Source organism: Belnapia sp. AC561, assembly GCF_979252845.1.
On the sequence record NZ_CEEDBP010000041.1, the window covers coordinates 26305 to 44890 of the forward strand.

20 protein-coding genes and 2 pseudogenes are annotated in these 18586 nt (G+C 62.9%); 16 read left to right on the forward strand and 6 right to left on the reverse strand.

All coding sequences use genetic code 11. From position 1 onward, the window contains the following. Window positions 1–339: 339 nt before the first annotated feature. Both AC0IW9_RS25200 and AC0IW9_RS25205 read left to right on the forward strand, forming a co-directional pair. Window positions 340–1014 (forward strand): ParA family protein, encoded by a 675-nt coding sequence (locus AC0IW9_RS25200; RefSeq protein ID WP_471651048.1) that lies wholly within the window; start codon window positions 340–342, stop codon window positions 1012–1014. Beyond that, window positions 1001–1612: a hypothetical protein gene (locus AC0IW9_RS25205; RefSeq protein ID WP_471651049.1), complete on the forward strand. Its 612-nt coding sequence runs from the start codon at window positions 1001–1003 to the stop codon at window positions 1610–1612. Before AC0IW9_RS25200 ends, AC0IW9_RS25205 begins: the two co-directional genes overlap by 14 nt. A gap of 10 nt (window positions 1613–1622) precedes the next feature. On the opposite strand, the gene AC0IW9_RS25210 is transcribed toward AC0IW9_RS25205, so the two are convergent. Next, window positions 1623–2576: a replication protein RepA gene (locus AC0IW9_RS25210; RefSeq protein WP_471651050.1), complete on the reverse strand. Its 954-nt coding sequence runs from the start codon at window positions 2574–2576 to the stop codon at window positions 1623–1625. A gap of 289 nt (window positions 2577–2865) precedes the next feature. Next, a complete protein-coding gene (locus AC0IW9_RS25215; protein WP_471651078.1) occupies window positions 2866–3282 on the reverse strand; it encodes a hypothetical protein in 417 nt (138 codons plus the stop codon). Here AC0IW9_RS25215 and AC0IW9_RS25220 point away from each other — a divergent pair. After that, on the forward strand, window positions 3223–3348 hold the full coding sequence (locus AC0IW9_RS25220; protein WP_471651077.1) for a DUF2933 domain-containing protein: 126 nt from the start codon (window positions 3223–3225) through the stop codon (window positions 3346–3348). The two genes, AC0IW9_RS25215 and AC0IW9_RS25220, sit on opposite strands and share 60 nt — an antisense overlap. Here the strand turns inward: AC0IW9_RS25220 and AC0IW9_RS25225 are convergent. Beyond that, a pseudogene (locus tag AC0IW9_RS25225) lies at window positions 3348–3578 on the reverse strand (transposase); the annotation flags it as partial. The gene AC0IW9_RS25220 and the pseudogene AC0IW9_RS25225 sit on opposite strands and share 1 nt — an antisense overlap. Before the next feature lie 270 nt (window positions 3579–3848). On the opposite strand from AC0IW9_RS25225, the gene AC0IW9_RS25230 reads away from it, so the two are divergent. The 7 genes and pseudogenes from AC0IW9_RS25230 to tnpC all read left to right on the forward strand — a co-directional run bounded on the left by AC0IW9_RS25230 (window position 3849) and on the right by tnpC (window position 11147). Further along, window positions 3849–4637 (forward strand): hypothetical protein, encoded by a 789-nt coding sequence (locus AC0IW9_RS25230; RefSeq protein ID WP_471651051.1) that lies wholly within the window; start codon window positions 3849–3851, stop codon window positions 4635–4637. A gap of 149 nt (window positions 4638–4786) precedes the next feature. After that, window positions 4787–5740, forward strand: coding sequence for a hypothetical protein (locus tag AC0IW9_RS25235; protein ID WP_471651052.1), 954 nt, complete (start codon window positions 4787–4789; stop codon window positions 5738–5740). Beyond that, the gene (locus tag AC0IW9_RS25240) at window positions 5737–7161 is read left to right on the forward strand and encodes a hypothetical protein (protein ID WP_471651053.1); all 1425 of its coding nucleotides are present in this window, start codon (window positions 5737–5739) and stop codon (window positions 7159–7161) included. Before AC0IW9_RS25235 ends, AC0IW9_RS25240 begins: the two co-directional genes overlap by 4 nt. Beyond that, entirely contained in the window at window positions 7158–8462 is a 1305-nt protein-coding gene (locus AC0IW9_RS25245; RefSeq protein ID WP_471651054.1) for a DEAD/DEAH box helicase family protein, read from the forward strand. Before AC0IW9_RS25240 ends, AC0IW9_RS25245 begins: the two co-directional genes overlap by 4 nt. 323 nt (window positions 8463–8785) lie before the next feature. Continuing rightward, window positions 8786–9175 carry a transposase gene (locus tag AC0IW9_RS25250; protein ID WP_471651055.1) on the forward strand — a complete coding sequence of 130 codons (390 nt, stop codon included), beginning with the start codon at window positions 8786–8788 and terminating at the stop codon, window positions 9173–9175. Next, window positions 9172–9519 carry an IS66 family insertion sequence element accessory protein TnpB gene (gene tnpB, locus AC0IW9_RS25255; protein WP_296312646.1) on the forward strand — a complete coding sequence of 116 codons (348 nt, stop codon included), beginning with the start codon at window positions 9172–9174 and terminating at the stop codon, window positions 9517–9519. The genes AC0IW9_RS25250 and tnpB overlap by 4 nt, the downstream gene beginning before the upstream one ends. Window positions 9520–9557: 38 nt before the next feature. Next, window positions 9558–11147, forward strand: a pseudogene (gene tnpC, locus AC0IW9_RS25260) (IS66 family transposase). A gap of 292 nt (window positions 11148–11439) precedes the next feature. Here the strand turns inward: tnpC and AC0IW9_RS25265 are convergent. From AC0IW9_RS25265 to AC0IW9_RS25275, 3 genes are read right to left on the reverse strand one after another with little or no spacing between them, the layout of a single operon-like run. Beyond that, entirely contained in the window at window positions 11440–12066 is a 627-nt protein-coding gene (locus tag AC0IW9_RS25265; RefSeq protein WP_471651056.1) for a hypothetical protein, read from the reverse strand. A gap of 17 nt (window positions 12067–12083) precedes the next feature. Then, window positions 12084–13010 (reverse strand): hypothetical protein, encoded by a 927-nt coding sequence (locus tag AC0IW9_RS25270; protein ID WP_471651057.1) that lies wholly within the window; start codon window positions 13008–13010, stop codon window positions 12084–12086. Next, complete coding sequence (locus AC0IW9_RS25275) at window positions 13000–14568, reverse strand: N-6 DNA methylase (protein ID WP_471651058.1); 1569 nt, start codon at window positions 14566–14568, stop codon at window positions 13000–13002. Before AC0IW9_RS25275 ends, AC0IW9_RS25270 begins: the two co-directional genes overlap by 11 nt. Window positions 14569–14731: 163 nt before the next feature. On the opposite strand from AC0IW9_RS25275, the gene AC0IW9_RS25280 reads away from it, so the two are divergent. From AC0IW9_RS25280 to AC0IW9_RS25305, 6 genes are all read left to right on the forward strand, one after another. Continuing rightward, entirely contained in the window at window positions 14732–15514 is a 783-nt protein-coding gene (locus AC0IW9_RS25280; protein ID WP_471651059.1) for a recombinase family protein, read from the forward strand. A gap of 86 nt (window positions 15515–15600) precedes the next feature. After that, the gene (locus AC0IW9_RS25285) at window positions 15601–15789 is read left to right on the forward strand and encodes a hypothetical protein (protein ID WP_471651060.1); all 189 of its coding nucleotides are present in this window, start codon (window positions 15601–15603) and stop codon (window positions 15787–15789) included. Between the two features lie 25 nt (window positions 15790–15814). Then, complete coding sequence (locus AC0IW9_RS25290) at window positions 15815–16192, forward strand: hypothetical protein (protein ID WP_471651061.1); 378 nt, start codon at window positions 15815–15817, stop codon at window positions 16190–16192. 452 nt (window positions 16193–16644) lie between these two features. Further along, window positions 16645–17415 (forward strand): hypothetical protein, encoded by a 771-nt coding sequence (locus AC0IW9_RS25295; RefSeq protein ID WP_471651062.1) that lies wholly within the window; start codon window positions 16645–16647, stop codon window positions 17413–17415. A 1-nt stretch (window position 17416) separates the two neighbouring features. Beyond that, the gene (locus AC0IW9_RS25300; RefSeq protein WP_471651063.1) at window positions 17417–18091 is read left to right on the forward strand and encodes a hypothetical protein; all 675 of its coding nucleotides are present in this window, start codon (window positions 17417–17419) and stop codon (window positions 18089–18091) included. Window positions 18092–18141: 50 nt separating this feature from the next. After that, complete coding sequence (locus AC0IW9_RS25305) at window positions 18142–18507, forward strand: hypothetical protein (RefSeq protein ID WP_471651064.1); 366 nt, start codon at window positions 18142–18144, stop codon at window positions 18505–18507. Window positions 18508–18586 lie beyond the last annotated feature (79 nt).

Sequence of the window (18586 nt, forward strand, 5' to 3'; positions counted from 1 at the left end):
GCTTCTACTTGGCTGCTAAAGGGCAGCCAAGGCCGAGGATCACTCAAAGGGTGCCCACCACCTCTTCTTCGCAAGCCCTGGGCTAATCTCTCCATAACATCCGCAAGGGGGCGTTCGTCAGTCCTGCTCCGCGAACGGAAATATTGCTCAGCTGCACAACTGCGGCAAGCTCCGCATAACACGCGGAAATGGGGATGTTGCCATGCTACACACGCCCGCAAACATTCAGCCGGCTGAATGTTTGCGGGTCATTACGAGGCGGCTGAAAGCGGACGTCACGTGCTACCGTCGAAGCGAAGCCAGGAGGGTGTCTCTTGGGCGACGTTGCGGGGGCACGGCATGCATCGGATAGTAATCAGTAGTCCAAAAGGCGGTTGTGGAAAAACGAATACAACACGCAATCTCGCCGCCGCAGCGGCACATGATGGTTACATCGTCGCCACCGCCGATCTTGACGAGCAGCGGACCTTGACGCGTTGGGCGCGGCGCCGGCCGGACAGCGTGCCTGGCATCACGAACTACGAAGTGGAGTGGGGCAGCGTCGAGGCGCTTGTCACGGCGGGCGGGATCGAGCCGGCCGACCTGCTCTTCGTTGACACGCCGCCGTCGATTGAGGCGCACCCGGGCGGCATGAAGCGGCTGATCGCCGCGGCCGACCTGCTGCTGGTGCCTTGCCAAGCGTCGTTCGACGACGTTGAGAGCGCGGTGCCCTACCTGCGAGCGCTGCGCCGCGGCGGTGCGGCTCCGGTGGTGGTGGTCAACCGTTCACGGCCACGGCTGAACGTGGCGATCGAGCGGGGCATGCTGATCGAAGCGGCCGAGTTATGCCCGATGGAGTTGGGCGAGCGGGCCGACTACGCTCGGGCCGGGGCCAGGGGGCTTGGGCTGGCCGACGTGGCGGGGCATGTTGGCGGCGACGAAGTGCGGGCGATGTGGGCCTACGTCAAGCAGCGGCTGCGGCTGGCGCCGGCGAAGCCCGCCCGGGTACGGAGGCCGCGCCATGCCGCCGTCTAAGACCGTCTCGCGCAAGCTGCTAGGCGACCGGGCGGTGCCGGTCGAGGTGATGGTTGAGGGGGACAGCCGGATCGCCGCGCTGGAGGGGGCGGTGGTGCCCTACGAGCGGCGCGAGGACTATGTCCGCGAGATCGGCGCGCTGTGGAGCCGGGCGCAGAACACCTTCCTGACCATCGGCGCCTACCTCAACCTCGCCAAGGAACGGCTGGCGCATGGCGAGTTCAACGCGATGATCAGCCGCGACCTGCCGTTCGGGCCGACGACCGCGTTCCACATCCGGGCGGCGGCCGAGGCGGTGAACAGCGGGCGCTTACCACGGGAGCAGATGCCGCCGAACTACACGACGATCTACACCCTGAGCACCTTGCCGGACGAGGATCTGGCGAAGGCGCGCAAGGCCGGGCTGCTGCGGCCGGACTTGCGACGGATTGAAGTACTGGAGTTCAAGAAGCGGCTGGTGACGATCGAGGGGGAGGCAGATCCGGTGGCGCTCAGAGCGCGGCGGCTGACCGATCTGCGCCGCCGGCTGGCCAACCTGCAACGCCAGGAGGCCGAGGTCGAGGCCGAGATTGTCCGGCTGGAAGGGGAGGGGGGATAGGTGGCGCCCGTTAACCCCCCACCGCGATCAATCTGGGGGCGACCGGCGGGCGGGAGGGGTGGAGGATCAGCCCGCGTTCCTCATCAAACTCGAGGCGGGCTTCCGGGTAGGCCGAGGCCGCCGGCGCCAACGCTACCTTAAAGTCGCGGCGGAAGTGGGTGGCGCGGCTGCGGTGTGCGCCGAACTGCTCCTGCAGCGCCGCCCAGCGGACGGGCGTCGGCTTGGTCAGGGTGTGCAGCCGGTATGCCAGCCAGATGTACAGGTCGAGCGAGGCCGAGCGGGCGGCCAGTTCCCGCAGCGCCGCCTCCCGCAGTGGGACCGGGTGCTGTCGGAGGGCCTCGTAGAACACCTCGTCGAGGACGACGCGATCCTCCCAAAGCCCTGACTGGCGGGCATCCTCGTCGCCGCTAGCGTGGAAGCGCAGGCCGGAGCGGACGAAGCGGCCCGCGGCCCAGCCGTCGGCGTCCTCGCCTTCCCAGAAGAACTTGAGTGAGCACGCGGCGATGCGGGCGGCCTGTTCGCGCAGCGCCCGGCCGGTCTCGCCGCCCCAGGACAGTCCCATACGGCCCATCCACTCGCGCAGCGATCTGCCGAGTTCGACCTCACGGCATTTAGTGCGGATCGCCTGAGTCTGTAGGTAGAGCAGGATCATGCGCGCCCGGGCACCGTAGGGGACGCCGTGCAGCTTGGCCGGGCCGGGCCCATGGCGCATGCGGCCCGGCTCGACCATGAGGACGACTTTGTGGCCGCGCTTTTCCCAAACCTGATCGTCGGCCAGGCGTTTATGGGGCAGGGCGGTCAGGCAGAAGCCTGTGTAGGTGATGCCGATGAGCTGGGCATCATCGCCCATGACCTGGGCTGCGATGTCGATGAGCGGGCGCTGCTCGGGCTCGACCATCTTGCGGGCGGCGTCGCGGCCGTGCGCTAACACCAAGCGCCGTGCGCCGCCGTCGACTTCGCTCATCGCCAACCCCCAATCTTTGGTGACCATCGGGGTGTGTTGTCCTCCGCGTCAATGGGGGGTTAACGGGCGGGGCTAGTAGAAAGGTAGTTGAATTTTAGCTAGTAGAATCGGCCCGTTATCCCCCCGTGGATAAGCCAGGTTTTGCCCGTTATCCCCCCGAATTCTGCCCGTTAACCCCCTGGGATAACCGGTCGGGGCTGTGGATGACAGGCCGCCCGTTAACCCCCCACCTTTGACGACTCGGATGGGCACCGGCAGGTGCATAAGCCAGCTGTTGCAGCCGCCGAGGTTAACCGGTGGTCGCTCGCGCTCGTGGTGTCGATTCCTGGGTCAGGCAACTGAAGCCGATGCCGTTGCGAACCAGCTTCTTTACGATGCTGATGAGCTGTTGCGTGACCTTCCCCCCGTATGAGTGGACACGGCACTGAGGCTGCGGGTGGAACATGCTCCCGCCGATCACACGGCCCGCATGGCGCTTCGGCGCCATGCGCCGCCAAGGGCCGAACCCTGACAAGGACATGTTGCGATGGGTGACCCGGCCCGTATTCCTTTCTGGCGAACCCGGGGCGGCATCGCCGCGATCAACTTCGGGTTGATCGCGGCCTCCTATCTGCTGCGGGAGCACGCCGCACACACCCTGGGGGCGCTGTCCTATCTGCTGCTGCTGGCTTGCCTGCTGATGCACCTTTTCATGCATCACGGCCATGGCGGGTACCACGCACGGCGACACCGAGATGCCGCCCTGAATCCACCGCCGGGAGATGCGTCGTGACGCCAGTTCGGTACCCTCATCCGACCGACCCGGGTATCCCAGCCCCGCCCGCGGTAGCCGTTCCGCTGCACCAGCCGGGCGGGGTCGCGCTCCCCGTGCGCTGCGCCGGTGCGGGCATGGACTTCGGCCTTCATCAGCCGTTCGGCGGCGAAGCCCAGCATCCTGCGCACCAGGTCGGCATCGGCACGCTTCTCGATCAGCTCCAGCAGCGCCATTCTGTCCTCGGTCATCGTCATCTCCTGGCTCGGGGTTCTCGTTTGCAACTCGAACCTTAGCCGGGGATCGACGATGGCCACCCCCACTCGGGCGGCCATGCTGTGGGTAAGTAGCCTGCCTACGCTCCGCTCACGGGGCACACTGCGGCAGGCCACTTACCCACAGCTGCTACACCACGCCTTGGGGCACGATCGCGAGCCGCGAGTGTCGATTCCTCTTGACGCCAAAAAGCATTACAGCTGTAATGCGTTATCGCTGTAACGCCTCTTCCGGTCCTAACAAACATGCCCAAGGATCTCGCCCTCAAGCTGGTAGAAACCGTCCATACGCTGCGGCGTGACCTGGCCGAGGCAACCGAGCACGCCTCTGAACTGCCAATATACCTTGACCAGCTACTCCGAGAAGCTCGGGAAACCATCGAAAAGCTAGAGCGGCGACGGACCGAGCTACGGACTCATCATCCTACGCCAGTTCCCAGCGAGAAGCCTAATGTTGCCGGTGTCCAGAAACGCGAGATGCTGATCGAAACCCTGGCGCTGTTAGGTCGGGCGGCGGCGCCGACTACGGTTTCTCGCACCGCAGCGCTGCTCTACGACGCCGAGATCGCGCCATCGCAATTCGCGTCCATCCGCAAGGGTGATGAACGTACCTACTTCCGCGGCCGGCGTCTCCGGATCATCCTGGTCCCGGCGCTGTCCGCCAACGATCTAACGGCGCGCGCTGGCACCATCACCCTGTCTGACTGGCCATTAGAGCACCGCATCATCGGTCAGTTCAGCGAGCGGGTCGACGCCCTCCACGTAATGCTACGCCTTCTCAATCTGCATGAGGAGCAGCCTCACCGGAATTGGTTCTCGATTCTGCGTCCTCTGGCGCAGAGCTTCCGCATCCAGGCAGTGGCACCGAAGGACACTGGCCTTATCCGTGACGTCGTCTACCAAGAACTTGCCGTCATCGAAGCGAAGGACCTGGCAGAGCGTCAACAGGCACTGGCACGGGCCGCGAGGCTCCCAGAGAACCGCCGCCTTTTCGGGGCACTAGCCAGCATTGCGAATGCGGGAGAGGTGGTATGAGCGCTCCCCGTCGCACTGCCGCAGCCACTCTCCGCGGCTCACTGCCTAGCGCCTCGCTCGATGCCCGGGCCATCGGGCGGCTAGCCAAAAATCCTCAGTGCCAACGCTTGGCCGCTCTTACCCTGGCCGGCTCCTCACCGGGCGAGGCTATGAAGCATCTGTTCGTGTCTAGCTTCAAAGAGGAACAGTCAAAATTCGCCATTGCCAAGGGCACACGCTTCGAGAGCATTCAAGTTGAGCACGGCGGTGCCCGCCTGATCGCCAGCCTGCAGGAGGCCGGAATCCTCGGACAGCGGGACGTGTCCTTCCGCAACATTGAGATCGAGACCGCCCATATCCGCAACCTCGTCGCCAGGAAGCAGCGGGCTATGGCGCTGACCGATGAGATCCTGCGCCTTAAGGCGGTCGGCGATCCAACGGCTCCGGCCTTGGTCTACCAGGCAGCCCTTGGCGTGCCGCTCGGCTATGGCGAGGTTGCCTGCGTACGCCCTGACATGCTGGTGGCACGCCCGGATCAGCCGATGTACGGGTCCGGTGAGCTGAAGAGTTACGCCTATTTGCATCACCTGACCGACAGCCAGGACGTCGGACAAGCTGCGTCGCAGATGGGGGTGTACGGTATGGCGCTCGAGCGCCGCCTCGAACACCTACGCCTTTCAAGGCCCATACCCACCACTGGAGTGCTTGTCCTGGTGCGCCCCGGCGGCTTGCAGTCGGTCGCGCACCTGCAAAATATTGAGCGCGACATATCAACGGCACGCCGCATCATTGACGTCCGCCCGCGCACGCTGGCGGAGGTAGCCGCTGCCATCGGCCACGGAAACGCGCTGGACCAGCCCGAGGTCATCCTGCGGCTTAGCCCATGCTATAGCGGCAAGTGCCGGGCTTTTTGCGCGCTCCACGACATCTGCCGCGGCGAGGCAACAGCAAACGGCAACCCAGCCATTCTGGGTGACGAAGCCGAAGCCATGCTTGCTGCTGCGGGTTGCAATCTCTCTCGTACCGTCGAGCTCCTTTTGGGCAACCCACCGGCTACACCCGAGGAGGCAGATCTGCAGCGAAAATTGCAACTGCTTGATACCGAATGGAGGGCTGCATCATGAGCATGTACTCTGCATACGGGCGGCTGCAGGCGCTCCTCACTGGCGAGGCGGCCCGCCTAAGCCGCATCCGTAATTTCCCAATTTCAGACCTGCCGTTGGTGCTGATTCCTATCCAAATGGCTGGAGAGGCCCCGGCTCTGTTTGCGCTCGGGGTCGGCGACCTCGCGGGCAACCTGCGGATTTATTCTTGCCCGAACCCGACCAACCGCGACCACCAGTATGCGCTCCTGGCAGACGCCGCGACTGACATCCAGACTACGCTCGACGCTTGGCAGTCAGATCCGACGCTGATGCCGCAGCTGATTTGCCAGAGCGACGCAGCGGTGACGCTCATGCTCGCCGTGTTCGACCGTATGGCCTATGTCGACGCGGGCGCCGCGCCGTCCACAATCATCGCGGCTGTCGGCCGTCCACTAGTCTTCTTCGACAAGCGCTTCGAGCGTTCCGACAGCGCTGCTGTGATTGCCGCCACTCGTGCCGTCAATGAGCTATATGCTACCGGGCAGGATCCCCACGCCGATACCCACTTGGGCGCCTTGGCCGAATGGCTGAAACCAGCCGATGGCAACGTGCTTGCACGCGTGCGTGAAGCCGAGGCGACGCCAGCCTCAATCTCGACCGATCCCGTGCTCGACAATCTCCACCTTGATCCGCTGGTCTCAGCCTTCTACCAAGCCGAGCGCAACGGAGACCGAGCTACCGCCGACAATGCACGGCAGCAGATTTATGACCTTCTGGCACCGGAAATCGAACGCCGATACATACTCGTCCTGGATGCTCTCGTGGCGGTAACCCGCATCCCACCAGCGGAGCGGGCCCGATCCATCCAGCATGCCGATAGGCGAGCATTTGACGATCACGTTGCGTTCGTGGCGGTGGACCCACGGCTGCCGCGTGGGTTTACCGGGGACGCAGGCATAGTCGAGTACGTCTTTCGTGATCTCGCTCACCAGGATCACCTCAGCGAGACAGTCAGCTCGGGCGGTCGGCAAAGAGCGGAAGCTCGTCTTAGCGGCGAGGTGCTACACGGGCAGGTTATCGACCGCCAGGAGGGCCGCAACGGCAGGGCCAGGATCATCGTCTATGAGATACTGACGGGTCAGGAGCGGACCCGCCTTCGCCCCGGCGTCAAGCTCGCCCTGTTGGACAATCCCGCCGGCTTTCTTTTTCGAGTGGAAGAAGCGGAGCAACGGGCGGCTGGCTTCGTGGTGACCTTGCGCATGATCGCTGGCATGACCAAGGGCGGCCAGCCGGCGTTCGGCAACGAGGTGGAGTTTGGTCCGCCCCAGCGCTTCGCCCGCCGTGGCCAGCATGCCCGCGACCGGTTGCGTAATGCTGGTGTACACCCACAGGTCTCCGGTCCTGGCACACGCGGAGCCGACTATCTCACCATAATTGCGCAGCTGGAGAGCCGATCATGACCATTGCGCTTGCCGGCGTCATCAGCAACAACGTCCTCAATTCCCTAGCCCATGATGTTGAAGACATTGTTGTCGAGGCACCGCCAGGTTCTGGAAAGACCTATCTTTTGGAGAGCTGCGCTGCGCTGAATTCTCTGCATTTCGGTAGGATAACGCTTATCGCCTGCAACACCAACGAGCAAGCGAACGACGTGACCCGACGAATCGCCATTCGTTTTTTTGGCATGAGGATTCTGCGTCTCACCGCATCTGGCGCGGACGGCATTCCTAGCTTGTCAGTACTGCCGAACGTCGGTCAGTACAGCACGATGCAGCTGGGCTTTCGGGTCATTGTGACAACGGTAGCCAAGCTGATCGAGAGTCCAGGTCCGCCCCGAGCTGATGTCCTGATGATGGACGAGGCCTTCCAGCTTAAGTACAGCGATTTCATGCTGATCCGCGGTCTTGCTCCTCGCGCTTTGCACATTGGTGATCCTGGGCAGATCGATCCTATCGTGCCGATCTCGGTGCGGCATTGGGCTGCGTCGCCTGACGGGCCGCACCTGCCAGCACCACGCGTCGTTCTGGCACGTGCCGAGGCGCGGCGCTTCCAGTTGCCGGTGTCACGCCGCCTTCCAACCGACAGCGCCGAGATCGTCCGCACGGCTTTTTATCCCGGCATGAGCTTCACCGGACTGGCCTCGCCGGAAAACCGGCGCCTTCAGCTGCACTCGACTGGAATGACTCGTGTCGACGGCTTGCTAAATGAAGCCATTGCCTGTGGGTCTTTTGCAGCTTTGACATTGCCGCAACAGATTACGCCGCCCGTCGACCCGGAGCTGGTGGCTTTACTGGTCAACCTAATCCATCGGATTCTTGCTCGTAGTCCGGTGGTTATTGACGATGGGACCGCTACTGCTCTGCAACCGGTGGACATTGGAGTGGTTGTGTCCCGACGTGAACAAGTCACCGCCGTTGCTCAGGCTTTAGGTCCCTTGTCGCATCAGATCCTGGTTGAAACAGCTAACAAGTTTCAAGGACTGGAGCGCAAGGTTGTGTTAACCATGCATCCGTTGAGCGGCCACCTGAGACCAGGCGAGTTCGAGTTTAATCCCGGCCGCATGTGCGTCTCGATGAGCCGGCATAGCGTCTTGTGCATCCTGTTGACTCGAGCCGGGTTGCGGGAAACCTTGGCCGGTCATATGCCGGATGAGGAACGCTTTCTAGGCCAGCCGGATGATCCGTCCTTCATCGGCTGGCGAGCCCATGAGGCTTTGTGGCGCCGCTTGCAAGTTGAAGGGCGTTTGTTGTCAGCTGCATGATCGCTTCCGTCAGCAGGTGCTTCGTCGCTTACTACCACGTCTCGATCGATAAGCAGGGCCGCTTCAGCCTCGGCATTGGCGCCTAGCGCGCGGCCATCGCCCGCACCCCACCAGAATGCAACGACACCGTTGGGCATCGTCCAGGCTTGTCTTGGTCGTGGCCGCGTTTCCTTGAAAGCCTCGAAACCTTCCAAGGTGCGTACGCCTACGGTGACGGCCGCCTTCCGGCGATGGGTTGAACCTGTCTTCTGATCTTATCGACGCTCGTAGGAGCGTTGCTAAGGATGGGGGGGCGGTTTGGGGCATGGAGATCATCAGCGGCGTTGAGCGCCGGCGGCAATGGCGGGTTGTGGACAAGCTGCGGATCGTGGCGGGTGCAGGGCACTGCCCTGCACGAGCGTCCCGGCGCATGCTCCGTCGAGGTCGCCCCGCGGCACGAAGTGAGCCGGAGCGTGCTGTGGGCTTGGCGCAAGCAGGCGCGGCAGGGTGTGCTGGTGGCCAAGCCTGCCGCGATGTTCCTGCCGCTGCAGGTGGCAACGGATCTACCGGCGCCGATCGCTCGAGATGACGCTGCATCGGCCGTTCCGCCAACTTCCGGTTCGGCCAGCATTGGCCGGATCGAGATAGCCTTGCCGGACGGCACGGTGATCCGTGTCGATGAGGCGATCGGCGCCGCGGCGTTGCGGCGTGTCGTGACGGTGCTGCGCGGATGATCCCGGTCCCCTCCGGTGTCCGGGTCTGGCTGGCGGTGGGCCACACGGATATGCGGCGCGGCATGAATGGCCTTGCCTTGCAGGTGCAGCAGGCGCTGGGTCGGGATCCCCATGCTGGCGATCTCTACGTTTTTCGTGGCCGCCGCGGCGACCTGGTGAAAATCGTCTGGCATGACGGCCTGGGCATGTCGCTCTACGCCAAGCGGCTGGAACGCGGGCGGTTCATCTGGCCTTCGCCGGCGGACGGTTCGGTGGCCATCTCGGCGTCGCAGCTGGCCTATATGCTGGACGGCATCGACTGGCGCAATCCGCAGCGCACCTGGCGGCCGGAGATCGCCGGATAGGGCTGGCGAAACAGCGCGGCGCGTGATTCAATTCCGGCGTGATGGCAGCGCCGGATGACACGCCCGACGATATCGACGCGCTACGCGCCGCGCTGGCGGCCGAACAGGTGGCGCGGCGTGAGGCCGAGGCCCGCGCCTCCGGCGCTGAGGCGCTGGTCCTGCAGCTCAAGCTGCTGATCGCCAAGCTCAAGCACGACAAGTTCGGCGCCTCCTCCGAGCGTGGCCGCAAGCTGATCGACCAGTTGGAGCTGCAGCTCGACGAGCTGGTCACCGCAGCCAGCGAGGCGGCGACCGGGGCGGAGAACCCGGTACCCAAGGATCCCACAGGCGATCACCCCGCGCCGCCGGCGCGTAAGCCGGAGCGGGCACCGCTGCCGGCGTACCTACCGCGCGAGCGGGTGGTGGTGCCGGCGCCGGCGGCCTGCTCCTGCTGCGGGGGCAAGCTGTCCAAGCTGGGCGAGGACATCACGGAGACCTTGGAGGTCATCCCGCGGCAATGGAAGGTGGTGCAGACCGTGCGCGAGCGGTTCAGCTGCCGCAGCTGCGAGGTCGTCACTCAGCCACCGGCCCCGTTCCACCCGATCCTCCGCGGCCGCGCCGGGCCGAACCTGCTGGCGATGATCCTGGAGGCCAAGTTCGGCCAGCATCTGCCGCTGAACCGCCAGAGCGACAGCTATGCCCGCGAGGGCATCGAGCTCAGCGTCTCGACCATCGCCGACTGGGTCGGCACCTGCACCGCCATGCTGGCACCCCTGGTGACGCTGATCGACGCGCATGCCATGGCAGCCGGGCGGTTGCATGGCGACGACACCACGGTGCCGTTGCTGGCCAAGGGCCAGACCGTCACGGCGCGGGTCTGGACCTATGTGCGCGACGCCCGGCCATTTGCCGGCCCGGCGCCGCCAGCGGCGATGTTCCGCTATTCACGCGACCGCACCGGGGAGCATCCGCAGCGGCATCTGGCCGGTTAAGCCGGGATCCTGCAGGCCGATGCTTATGCCGGGTTCAACGAGCTGTACATGCCGGGACGCAAGCCAGAGCCGATCACCGAGGCTGCATGTTGGGCGCATGGCCGGCGCAAGCTGTTCAAGCTGGCGGAGGTGGCGCGGGCGCCGTTGGCGGCCGAGGCGGTGCGCCGGATCGACCTGATCTTTGATGCCGAGCGGGCCATCAACGGCCTGTCGGCCGAGCGGCGCCTGGCGGTGCGGCAACAGGATATCGCGCCGCTGGTTGTCGAGCTGGAATGCTGGATGCGCGAGCAGCACGCCCGGCTGTCCCGGCACAACGACCTGGCCAAGGCGATGAACTACATGCTGACGCGCTGGGCCGCATTCACCGCGTTTCTCAAGGATGGCCGGATCTGCCTGACCAATAACGCAGCGGAACGCGCGCTGCGCGGCATTGCCCTCGGGCGAAAGTCTTGGTTGTTCGCGGGATCAGACCGTGGCGGCGAGCGGGCTGCGGCAATGTACTCGCTCATCGTCACCGCCAAACTGAACGATGCCGATCCCCGCGCCTGGCTGGCCGATGTGCTGGCCCGGATCGCCGGCCATCCCGCATCCCGGCTGCACGAGTTGCTGCCTTGGCACTGGAAAACCGCACAGGCCCAGCAGGCCGCTGCCGCCTGATCAGCTACCAACCGCGGCCTTGGCCGGATGCGTACCAAGGTGCTGCGGCCAGAGACCGGATCGGAACCAGGCCGGTTAGCCAGACAGTCCGTTCACAGACCCTAGGGCTATTGGGCCAATCCAGAAGCATCTGTGAGGCGCACCGTTGGAACCTGCTTGGGGAAGAACAAAGAACAGGCCAAAAGCGAGACAGCAAGGTGAAGCAGCGCAGTGAAAAGCCGATGAGCTGCAGAACAAGCTGGGCGAGCGCCTCACCTACCTCCTGCCCAAGCGGGACTAATTGCGCGAATCTCTATAGAACTGCGAAGGCGTCGCGCCTTTCCTTGAGCAGAGCGGCAAGGCCGACAGGTTCGTACAGCCCCTCAATGGGAATGTCCCAGTCGTGACGGCGGAAGACGAAGTTGCCCCTGTCACTTCGCTTTCCCGGCCAGCCTTTCTCACCAACCTCCTTAATCCGCTTCTGATCGGCCCAGCCCAGCATGAGCGCAGGGGGTGCTGTCTCGAATGGCTCTTGCCCTGAAATTTCTACAAACGCATATAGGCAATCCTCCAGCCCCCCTAAGCCGAGATTAACATTGTAATGCTGAAGCGGAGGGTACGGACTGTCCGCGCCTCGGCGCTTGGCCTTCACCTCGATCCGTACGCCGTTGACGACGAAGTCGTCGTTCTTAACCTTCTTTGTGTAATCATTCCTGAACGGCGTGTGCGACGGGTAAAAACCTTTCATCATTAGCCAACGCAGAAAGCATAGCTCACCGTACTTCCCCTTAATGTGGGAGAGTTCGTCGTTCTTACGCTCAGCGGCTGGCGTACAGTGCGCGCCGGGGCGCTGTGAATGTTGATGGACAAGTTGCCCGTAATCTTTCGCCACGGCATACGTGCTCTCCCGCAGCGGAACCTTGGTAAAGTTGACTGCCATCGGTGTAGCTTGAGCGTCTACGACCGCAGACGCGGGACGAAGTCGAATGTCGGACGCGTTGCAGTGGCTAAGTCGCTGACAAGTGCTGGCGAAGCCTCCGACCACTCGATCCGCTGTGTGATGCGCTTTAGATCCGGCGCGGCATAGACATAGCGTTCATCGTACCGGAGGTAGAGCGCTTGAAAGAATTGCTCGATTCGTAACGGGCTATCCTCTTTCGGAAAGTCAGGGAGAATTACGCCCGGTGTCGAACTGTTGGACTCGACCAGTGCCAGACAGACCGCCTCATAACGGCTGACGTCGTCGCGAATGCCACGCCGCCCGGTCAGCTCGCGCAGTGCATTGTGATAGCGGATCACTGATTCCACGACATCGCCGCCCCGGGAGAGAGCAATGTCATTGGCCTGTAGCTGCCGGGCGGGTGAAGCGCTCTGTCCCGCAACGGCAGCAATTGCTTGCTCCTCCGAGCGATTGGCGCGGATCACCGACATAAAGCCGCTCACCATGGCTGGGTAGGTGATGTGAAGATTTGTGCAGTCTCCAACCGCTTCTTCCATGCGATTGGTCAGGTTGCGGAATGCGCCAATCGTACCTTTGCATGACACAGCCATGACCGGGCCTAAGGCTCGCTTCGTAACCACGACATCAACGTTCTTCGTCTTCAAGCCGCCGAGAATAGTGCTCTCCGAGCCGGTAGCTCGCGACGGATCAAATATCAATAGTCTCTCAGTGCCACGCTCTTGCACCCGGAACGGCGGATGCGGATTGATCTCATCGGGGTGGAACCCACCTTCCACGACGAGGCGGCACGCCACGTACCAGTGCAGGGGCTTGATGTGCTGCTGGCTCTGGGTCGGACCGGTGTAAGACGCAAAGTGCTCAAGTGCATCGTGGGCGCCAATCCATTGACAAACGCGGGCGCCCTCTCCGATCTCAATCGGCATAGTGTCTCCAAGCCTGCATCGCAGCGATCCCGGCCTCGACCAAATGCAGTTCAATGTCGTCCAATGCGCTCGCGTCGGGAAGCATAATTCGGCCTGCTTCACGCGGTTCGAGCTTCAGCATTCCCCCACCAAGGGGGTGGCCCTCCAGCTCGCAGCTGAGCTGGAAGATAGGCGAGTCCCGCATTTTTAATAGATCACAGAGGAGCGCGGGATCCTTAAGTTTTACGGCATGCACCGAGTTCGTGCAGCTGGCACCGGCTTCGTTCCTAACTAGTCCTACCCGCCGCCCGGACATGTAGGTCAGGAAGAAATCCGGAATGCGCACGTCTGGGACCGAGTACCAAGGGTCGCGCGTACGGCATTTAAACGCCTTTCTTGCCTTCCTGCCCTGCTCCGTATCTAGATAACGCTTCAAGCTAGCCGTCAGTTTTACATCTTTCGGTAAGCGCAATAGTAGGATTGGCTCGTCTTGCCGCTGCCATTTTTCAATGTGCGCAGCAGTCAGCTGTCCCTCCGGCAAGGCGCGGCCATTGCGAACCGTGATATGGAGGAGCGCCTTCGGAAGGCGCAATTGTGCAGCCTCCGACGGCCTTAAATGAAAGAAATCATTATCGCCAGTTACGTAACCGATTCCGATTGTCGCAATGTTGGCGAGACGGCGGCTATCCGGCCGTGCTGCCAGATTACGGTAGAGCTCACGCACTGCTGCAGGCATGAGAAACGGGCGAAGCCGCCGATTCCAGATATTCCTCCACTCCGCCACCGGGATCTGCATGGCCGGCAAAGGTGGCGCGCCGAGGTAGGTGAACTGCTGGAGCGCGGTGAAGCCGATCTTCGCCGTCGTTCCACCATAGCCTTCAGCGTAGAGCAGCCAGCAGTCCTCAGAGAGATCGGGAAAAAGCTTCTCCTTTACCGCAATGATGTGGACAGTGGAGAAATGGCCGACAAGATACTCCAGCAGCGGCGCGCTGTAAGGAGCGTGGCCAATTTCAGCCGGCACGACAAACGCCATGCGGCCACCTTCCTTGAGAAGGCTGGCGGTGACGACCAGGAACGGTGCCCATGACGAGCTTAGGCCGCTGAAATCTGCGCCGAGCGCCGCGCACAGTGCCTGCGCCTGCTGGCGGACCTCACCCTTAAAGGTCTGATACCGAATAAACGGCGGATTTCCTGCCGCGCATTCGAAGCGAAGGGCGGTTTCAACCGCCCAGGTGAAAAAGTCCCCAATACGAACGTCGGCAGTAGGCGCCCGTCGTTTCGACTCTGCGGCCGACCGTTCGTTCTGCTCAACGCCAAAGCTCTTGCAGTGGACGGCAAGAAAATGGCCGCTGCCGCAAGCTGGATCGAGCAGCATGTCGGCCTCGTGGTGGACGGCCCAACTGACCAACGAGCGCACGACCGGATCAGGGGTGAAGTAGGCCCCGCTCTCTTTGGGAGCATCCGGAACGAAGTGTTCTGCCTCTATATTGGCAATAGAATCCACGGCGAGTGTCAGATCCTGTGAGGTGCCGATTCGCAGGCAAGTTAACACGCAGGCCAGCGTGCCGCGATCAACCAAAATAGTCCTTGCTCGGCTGCGGGCTTTCTAATCAAACGTAGTAGCCAGCTGGAGGACCTCTTAGCAGCAGGGGCATCATGTCGCGCCATCAGTTGTCACGAACCGTCAATTGGTCCTTTGGATCCGTGACAAACCCACAGGGCAGGGGTAGAACCCACCCCACATGCCAGCCGACCCTAGGAATCCTGTCCAGGCGCTCGCCGCCAGCCCGATCGGGCCGGTGCGCTACGTCGCCTACTTCCGGGTCAGCACCGAACGCCAGGGGCGCTCCGGCCTCGGGCTCGACGCCCAGCGCGAGGCGGTGGCCCGCCACGTCGCCGCCACCGGCGGGGAGGTCGCCGCCGAGTTCCAGGAGATCGAGAGCGGCAAGCGGGCCGACCGGCCGCAGCTCGCCGCGGCACTCGCCGCCTGCCGGGCGCAGCGCGCCACGCTGCTGATCGCCAAGCTCGACCGGCTGACCCGGAATGCGCGCTTCCTGCTCGGCGTCGTCGAGGGCAGCGGGGAGGGGGGTGTGGTGTTCTGCGACCTGCCCACCGTCCCACCCGGCCCGGTCGGCAAGTTCCTGGTGACGCAGATGGCCGCCGTCGCCGAGCTCGAGGCCGGGCTGATCAGCCAACGCACCCGTGCGGCGCTGGCCATGGCCAAGGCGCGGGGCGTGGCGCTCGGCAACCCGCGCCTGCGCGCCGGCACGCCCGACCAGGCGCGCGCGGCGGCGGCGGTGAAGCAGCAGATGTCGCGCGCCCGCGCCGCCGATGTGCTGCCCTACGTCGAGGCGGCGCGTCGTGCCGGCGCGACGACATTGCGCGAGCTCGCCGCGGCGCTCACCGCGCGCGGCGTACCGGCACCGACTGGTGGGCGTGTCTGGCACCCGATGCAGGTAAAGCGCGTCGTCGATGCCAAACGGGAGCTAATACTGAGCAGCCAAAGTTCCGACCCGTGGCCGTAGGGCCAAGGCGGCGCCCAGCGCCCAGCGCTTGGTAGACGCTCCGCGTAAGCAAAGCCGATCATATCTGCCCTCGAAGGAGACATCGCATGATCCTCCCGGCCCCTTGGCTAACCACCTTCGTCCAACACGCCTACGTCCACGGCAAGACCCTCGCCGCGATCGCTACCCAATGTGGGACATCGCTGCATAGCACGAATCAAATCTGGCACGGCGACCGCACAAGGCGAGCCAGCAACATCGGAAAGATCACCGCTACCCTGATGCGGACGCAGTGAAACCGCGCAGACTGGTCGCATAACCTTGCATCCACTCGACGGATATTTGCTGACCTCGATGCGGCAGTATGGGCTAATCGGTCATCTGCTGCTTTCAGCTCAGGCGTACGGTGGTGGTTTTGCGACGCTACGCAAAGCGACTTTGGCCATGCATCGGAAGCGAGGAAAATATCTCAAGGCTGATTATGCGCTAGTCAAAGTGCATGGGCACGCAGGCATCGTACGGGGCAATCTGACCGCCTTCGAGTTTGCTTACGTCGCCCGCTTCGTGCGGCGCAATCGGCCGGCGTTGTTAGCTCATTGGCAAGGCAACCTTGATAGCCTTGAGTTCGTCAAAGCGCTGCTACCCTTCCGCTACCGACAACGACGTTATTGCTGCCGGCACAAAAAGGCAGGATCTTAGGTCGGCATCCTCGGCTCGGGGGTCTGTATGATTAGCTGCCCGCAAGATGTTTTTGCAACATCTGAGCCAGCTGTAGGAATTTTTTGGTTCGTAGACCATGCTCAATCTCCCTTTCTCCTTGCCGATCTGTGCACGCTGAACGCGAGCGAGATTTATGGGGACTTTCATACGTACGGGGGCCACTACGAATACTGGAGCGTTCTCGCCGCACTCGGGGCCGGCGAGCTTCGCCGACGCCACTTACCGGTGGTACCTGCTTGGTCCGAATATGAGGAATGGCCGCGTGGCCGTGTCGTTCATCACATTCCGACCGGACGCTTCATTCTCTACGCCGACCGCCAGCTTCAGCATCCGAAAACGCTTGGCCTGATCGCCAGTCGGTTCGGCCTCCCGGAGGGCCACGCCGTGCGGAGCGATGCACATTACGTGAGTACAAGAATGCTGCGCTTACCGTGACCGTCCGACCTCGATTTCAGCGTGCCTTCCTCACCTGGTTGGAGGAGGCGCGACTGCGCTTCGCGCTGCAGCCTGTTGTACGGCAGCGGACTGATACCTCACTTCGTCTGGCTTTCGAAGGCGTTGGTCCCGCAATCGAATGCTGGCTTTACCGCTGGCGGGACGACTCAACGTCTTTTCACGCCACCGTCCATCTCCATGACTCGATGGGCGGTCAGAGGTGGTCCTTAGACGGTGGCCTCATGCTACGTGGCTACCGCCTGTATAAAGGCGACGTCGGGGTCTACCCGGTCACGGGCGGCTATGCGCAAACACCATGGCCAGACGCCGATAAGATCTACGCCAGCCGGGAAGTCCTGTGGCGTGACGGCCTGTTCGAGCCGCTGCTACTCTGGATCAACAAAGAATTGGCGCAAGCAGACGCGGTTTCGGTGGGCGCGGGCCTGATGTTGGATTCTTACTTCACCCGTATCCGCGAGGATGTGAACTGCGATGAATTTGCTGTCGACAGCGTGGAGAAGGTCGTCGACGACAAAAGCGAGGTCGGCGAGACCTTCCCCGAAGTCAGGGGCACAATTGAGATCGTCGAATTTTGGATTCCCGCTGCTCGGCTGGTCCGCGCTGGCGAGCCGCTCGACAATTCGGAATGGCGCCATCTTCGCCTCGCGCCGCTGCGGTGGGAGGGCCGCCATGGGGCAGAAGCAGGACCACCGCAACCTAACATCGTAAGCCTAGCCGAAGTGTCAGTCCAGCCAGCGAGGCAGTAAGATGGAAGAAACGCAGTTGATCCAGCGAATTGAACATCTGCTTGGCCCGCGAGGAGGTAAGCCAGGGATCCTGCAACGCGATGGCCGCGTGATGATGAGCGACTGGGGCACGGTAAAGAAGTCGCCCTACTATGTCCTAGCGATCAATCCCGGTGGTGCCGAAGCTAATCCTGCACCAGTGGGTCGACGCATCGGCGACTCGCTGTGCGAAAAAAGGGACACCAAGTGGAGTTACTGGTTGGATGAAGCCCAGTCCAATGACAGGGCCTACTTCAAAAGGGTGATGGATGGCTTGGAGAGCGATCCCCTCTCCGCGCCGCCTGTTAGCAACGCCCTATTCCTGCGCAGTCTGGGTGAGGGCTTCTTTCCTGCGGACGCAGATGCAGTCTTCGCTTCACACTGCGCTTCGGTCCACGAACTCCTACTTGGCATCGTGAAGCCGCGTGTTGTGGTCTGCTTTGGAAATCGAACCTGGAAATTTATGGTTGGCCGCGATGCGCCAAGCCATTGGCGGTTCAACGCCGACATATCCTTCAAAGGCGCTGGCATTGACTACTCTTGCGGTGTGCTCTTGCTGCCGCATTTCGCGGCACGTGCGAAGATTTGGACGGAGAACACGGATACACTGACACAGGCAATCGCCGATGCGTGCGAGTATGCCAAACCTGCCGGTTAGAGCGGTTCCTGCCTGACTGAATCGCTTGTGATCCACAAAGCGATGTGGAGATGATTCAGTTGCTCCTCGGCAAAGGGGTGGTGGGTATGTCGAAGGCGCTGTCGGTCGATTTGCGAGAACGCGTGGTGGCGGTTGTGACGGGATCGTCGTGCCGGGCTGCGGTGGTCCGTTTTGGGTTGAGCGCGGCTAGTGCGGTCCGATGGGCGGCGCTGACACGAAAGGTGGGTTCGGTCGCGCCAGGGCCGCTCGGTAGGTACCGGCGCTCGGCGCAGACTGAGGCACATGCGGCGCTGATCCTGCGCCCTATCGACCAGAAGTCCGACATGACGCTGAAGAGATCCGGGCCGAGCTGGCGAAGGCTGGTGTGTCCGCTGGCATCGGCACGCTGTGGCGCTTCTTCGACCGGCACCGAATGACATGGAAAAAAAGTCTGCTCATGCCGAGGAGCAGGACCGGCCGGACATCCTGAGGCGGCGTTGGACTTGGTTCGAGGCT

Bases quoted from the DNA above. Each gene is read 5' to 3' on its own strand.
- AC0IW9_RS25240 (WP_471651053.1), top strand. From the start codon at position 5,737: ATGAGCATGTACTCTGCATACGGGCGGCTGCAGGCGCTCCTCACTGGC.
- tnpB (WP_296312646.1), top strand. From the start codon at position 9,172: ATGATCCCGGTCCCCTCCGGTGTCCGGGTCTGGCTGGCGGTGGGCCAC.
- AC0IW9_RS25305 (WP_471651064.1), top strand. From the start codon at position 18,142: ATGATTCAGTTGCTCCTCGGCAAAGGGGTGGTGGGTATGTCGAAGGCG.
- AC0IW9_RS25270 (WP_471651057.1), bottom strand. From the start codon at position 13,010: ATGCCGATTGAGATCGGAGAGGGCGCCCGCGTTTGTCAATGGATTGGC.
- AC0IW9_RS25245 (WP_471651054.1), top strand. From the start codon at position 7,158: ATGACCATTGCGCTTGCCGGCGTCATCAGCAACAACGTCCTCAATTCC.
- AC0IW9_RS25280 (WP_471651059.1), top strand. From the start codon at position 14,732: ATGCCAGCCGACCCTAGGAATCCTGTCCAGGCGCTCGCCGCCAGCCCG.
- AC0IW9_RS25300 (WP_471651063.1), top strand. From the start codon at position 17,417: ATGGAAGAAACGCAGTTGATCCAGCGAATTGAACATCTGCTTGGCCCG.
- AC0IW9_RS25215 (WP_471651078.1), bottom strand. From the start codon at position 3,282: ATGGCCGTGATGCATGAAAAGGTGCATCAGCAGGCAAGCCAGCAGCAG.
- AC0IW9_RS25235 (WP_471651052.1), top strand. From the start codon at position 4,787: ATGAAGCATCTGTTCGTGTCTAGCTTCAAAGAGGAACAGTCAAAATTC.
- AC0IW9_RS25210 (WP_471651050.1), bottom strand. From the start codon at position 2,576: ATGAGCGAAGTCGACGGCGGCGCACGGCGCTTGGTGTTAGCGCACGGC.
- AC0IW9_RS25230 (WP_471651051.1), top strand. From the start codon at position 3,849: ATGCCCAAGGATCTCGCCCTCAAGCTGGTAGAAACCGTCCATACGCTG.
- AC0IW9_RS25205 (WP_471651049.1), top strand. From the start codon at position 1,001: ATGCCGCCGTCTAAGACCGTCTCGCGCAAGCTGCTAGGCGACCGGGCG.
- AC0IW9_RS25200 (WP_471651048.1), top strand. From the start codon at position 340: ATGCATCGGATAGTAATCAGTAGTCCAAAAGGCGGTTGTGGAAAAACG.
- AC0IW9_RS25265 (WP_471651056.1), bottom strand. From the start codon at position 12,066: ATGGCAGTCAACTTTACCAAGGTTCCGCTGCGGGAGAGCACGTATGCC.
- AC0IW9_RS25285 (WP_471651060.1), top strand. From the start codon at position 15,601: ATGATCCTCCCGGCCCCTTGGCTAACCACCTTCGTCCAACACGCCTAC.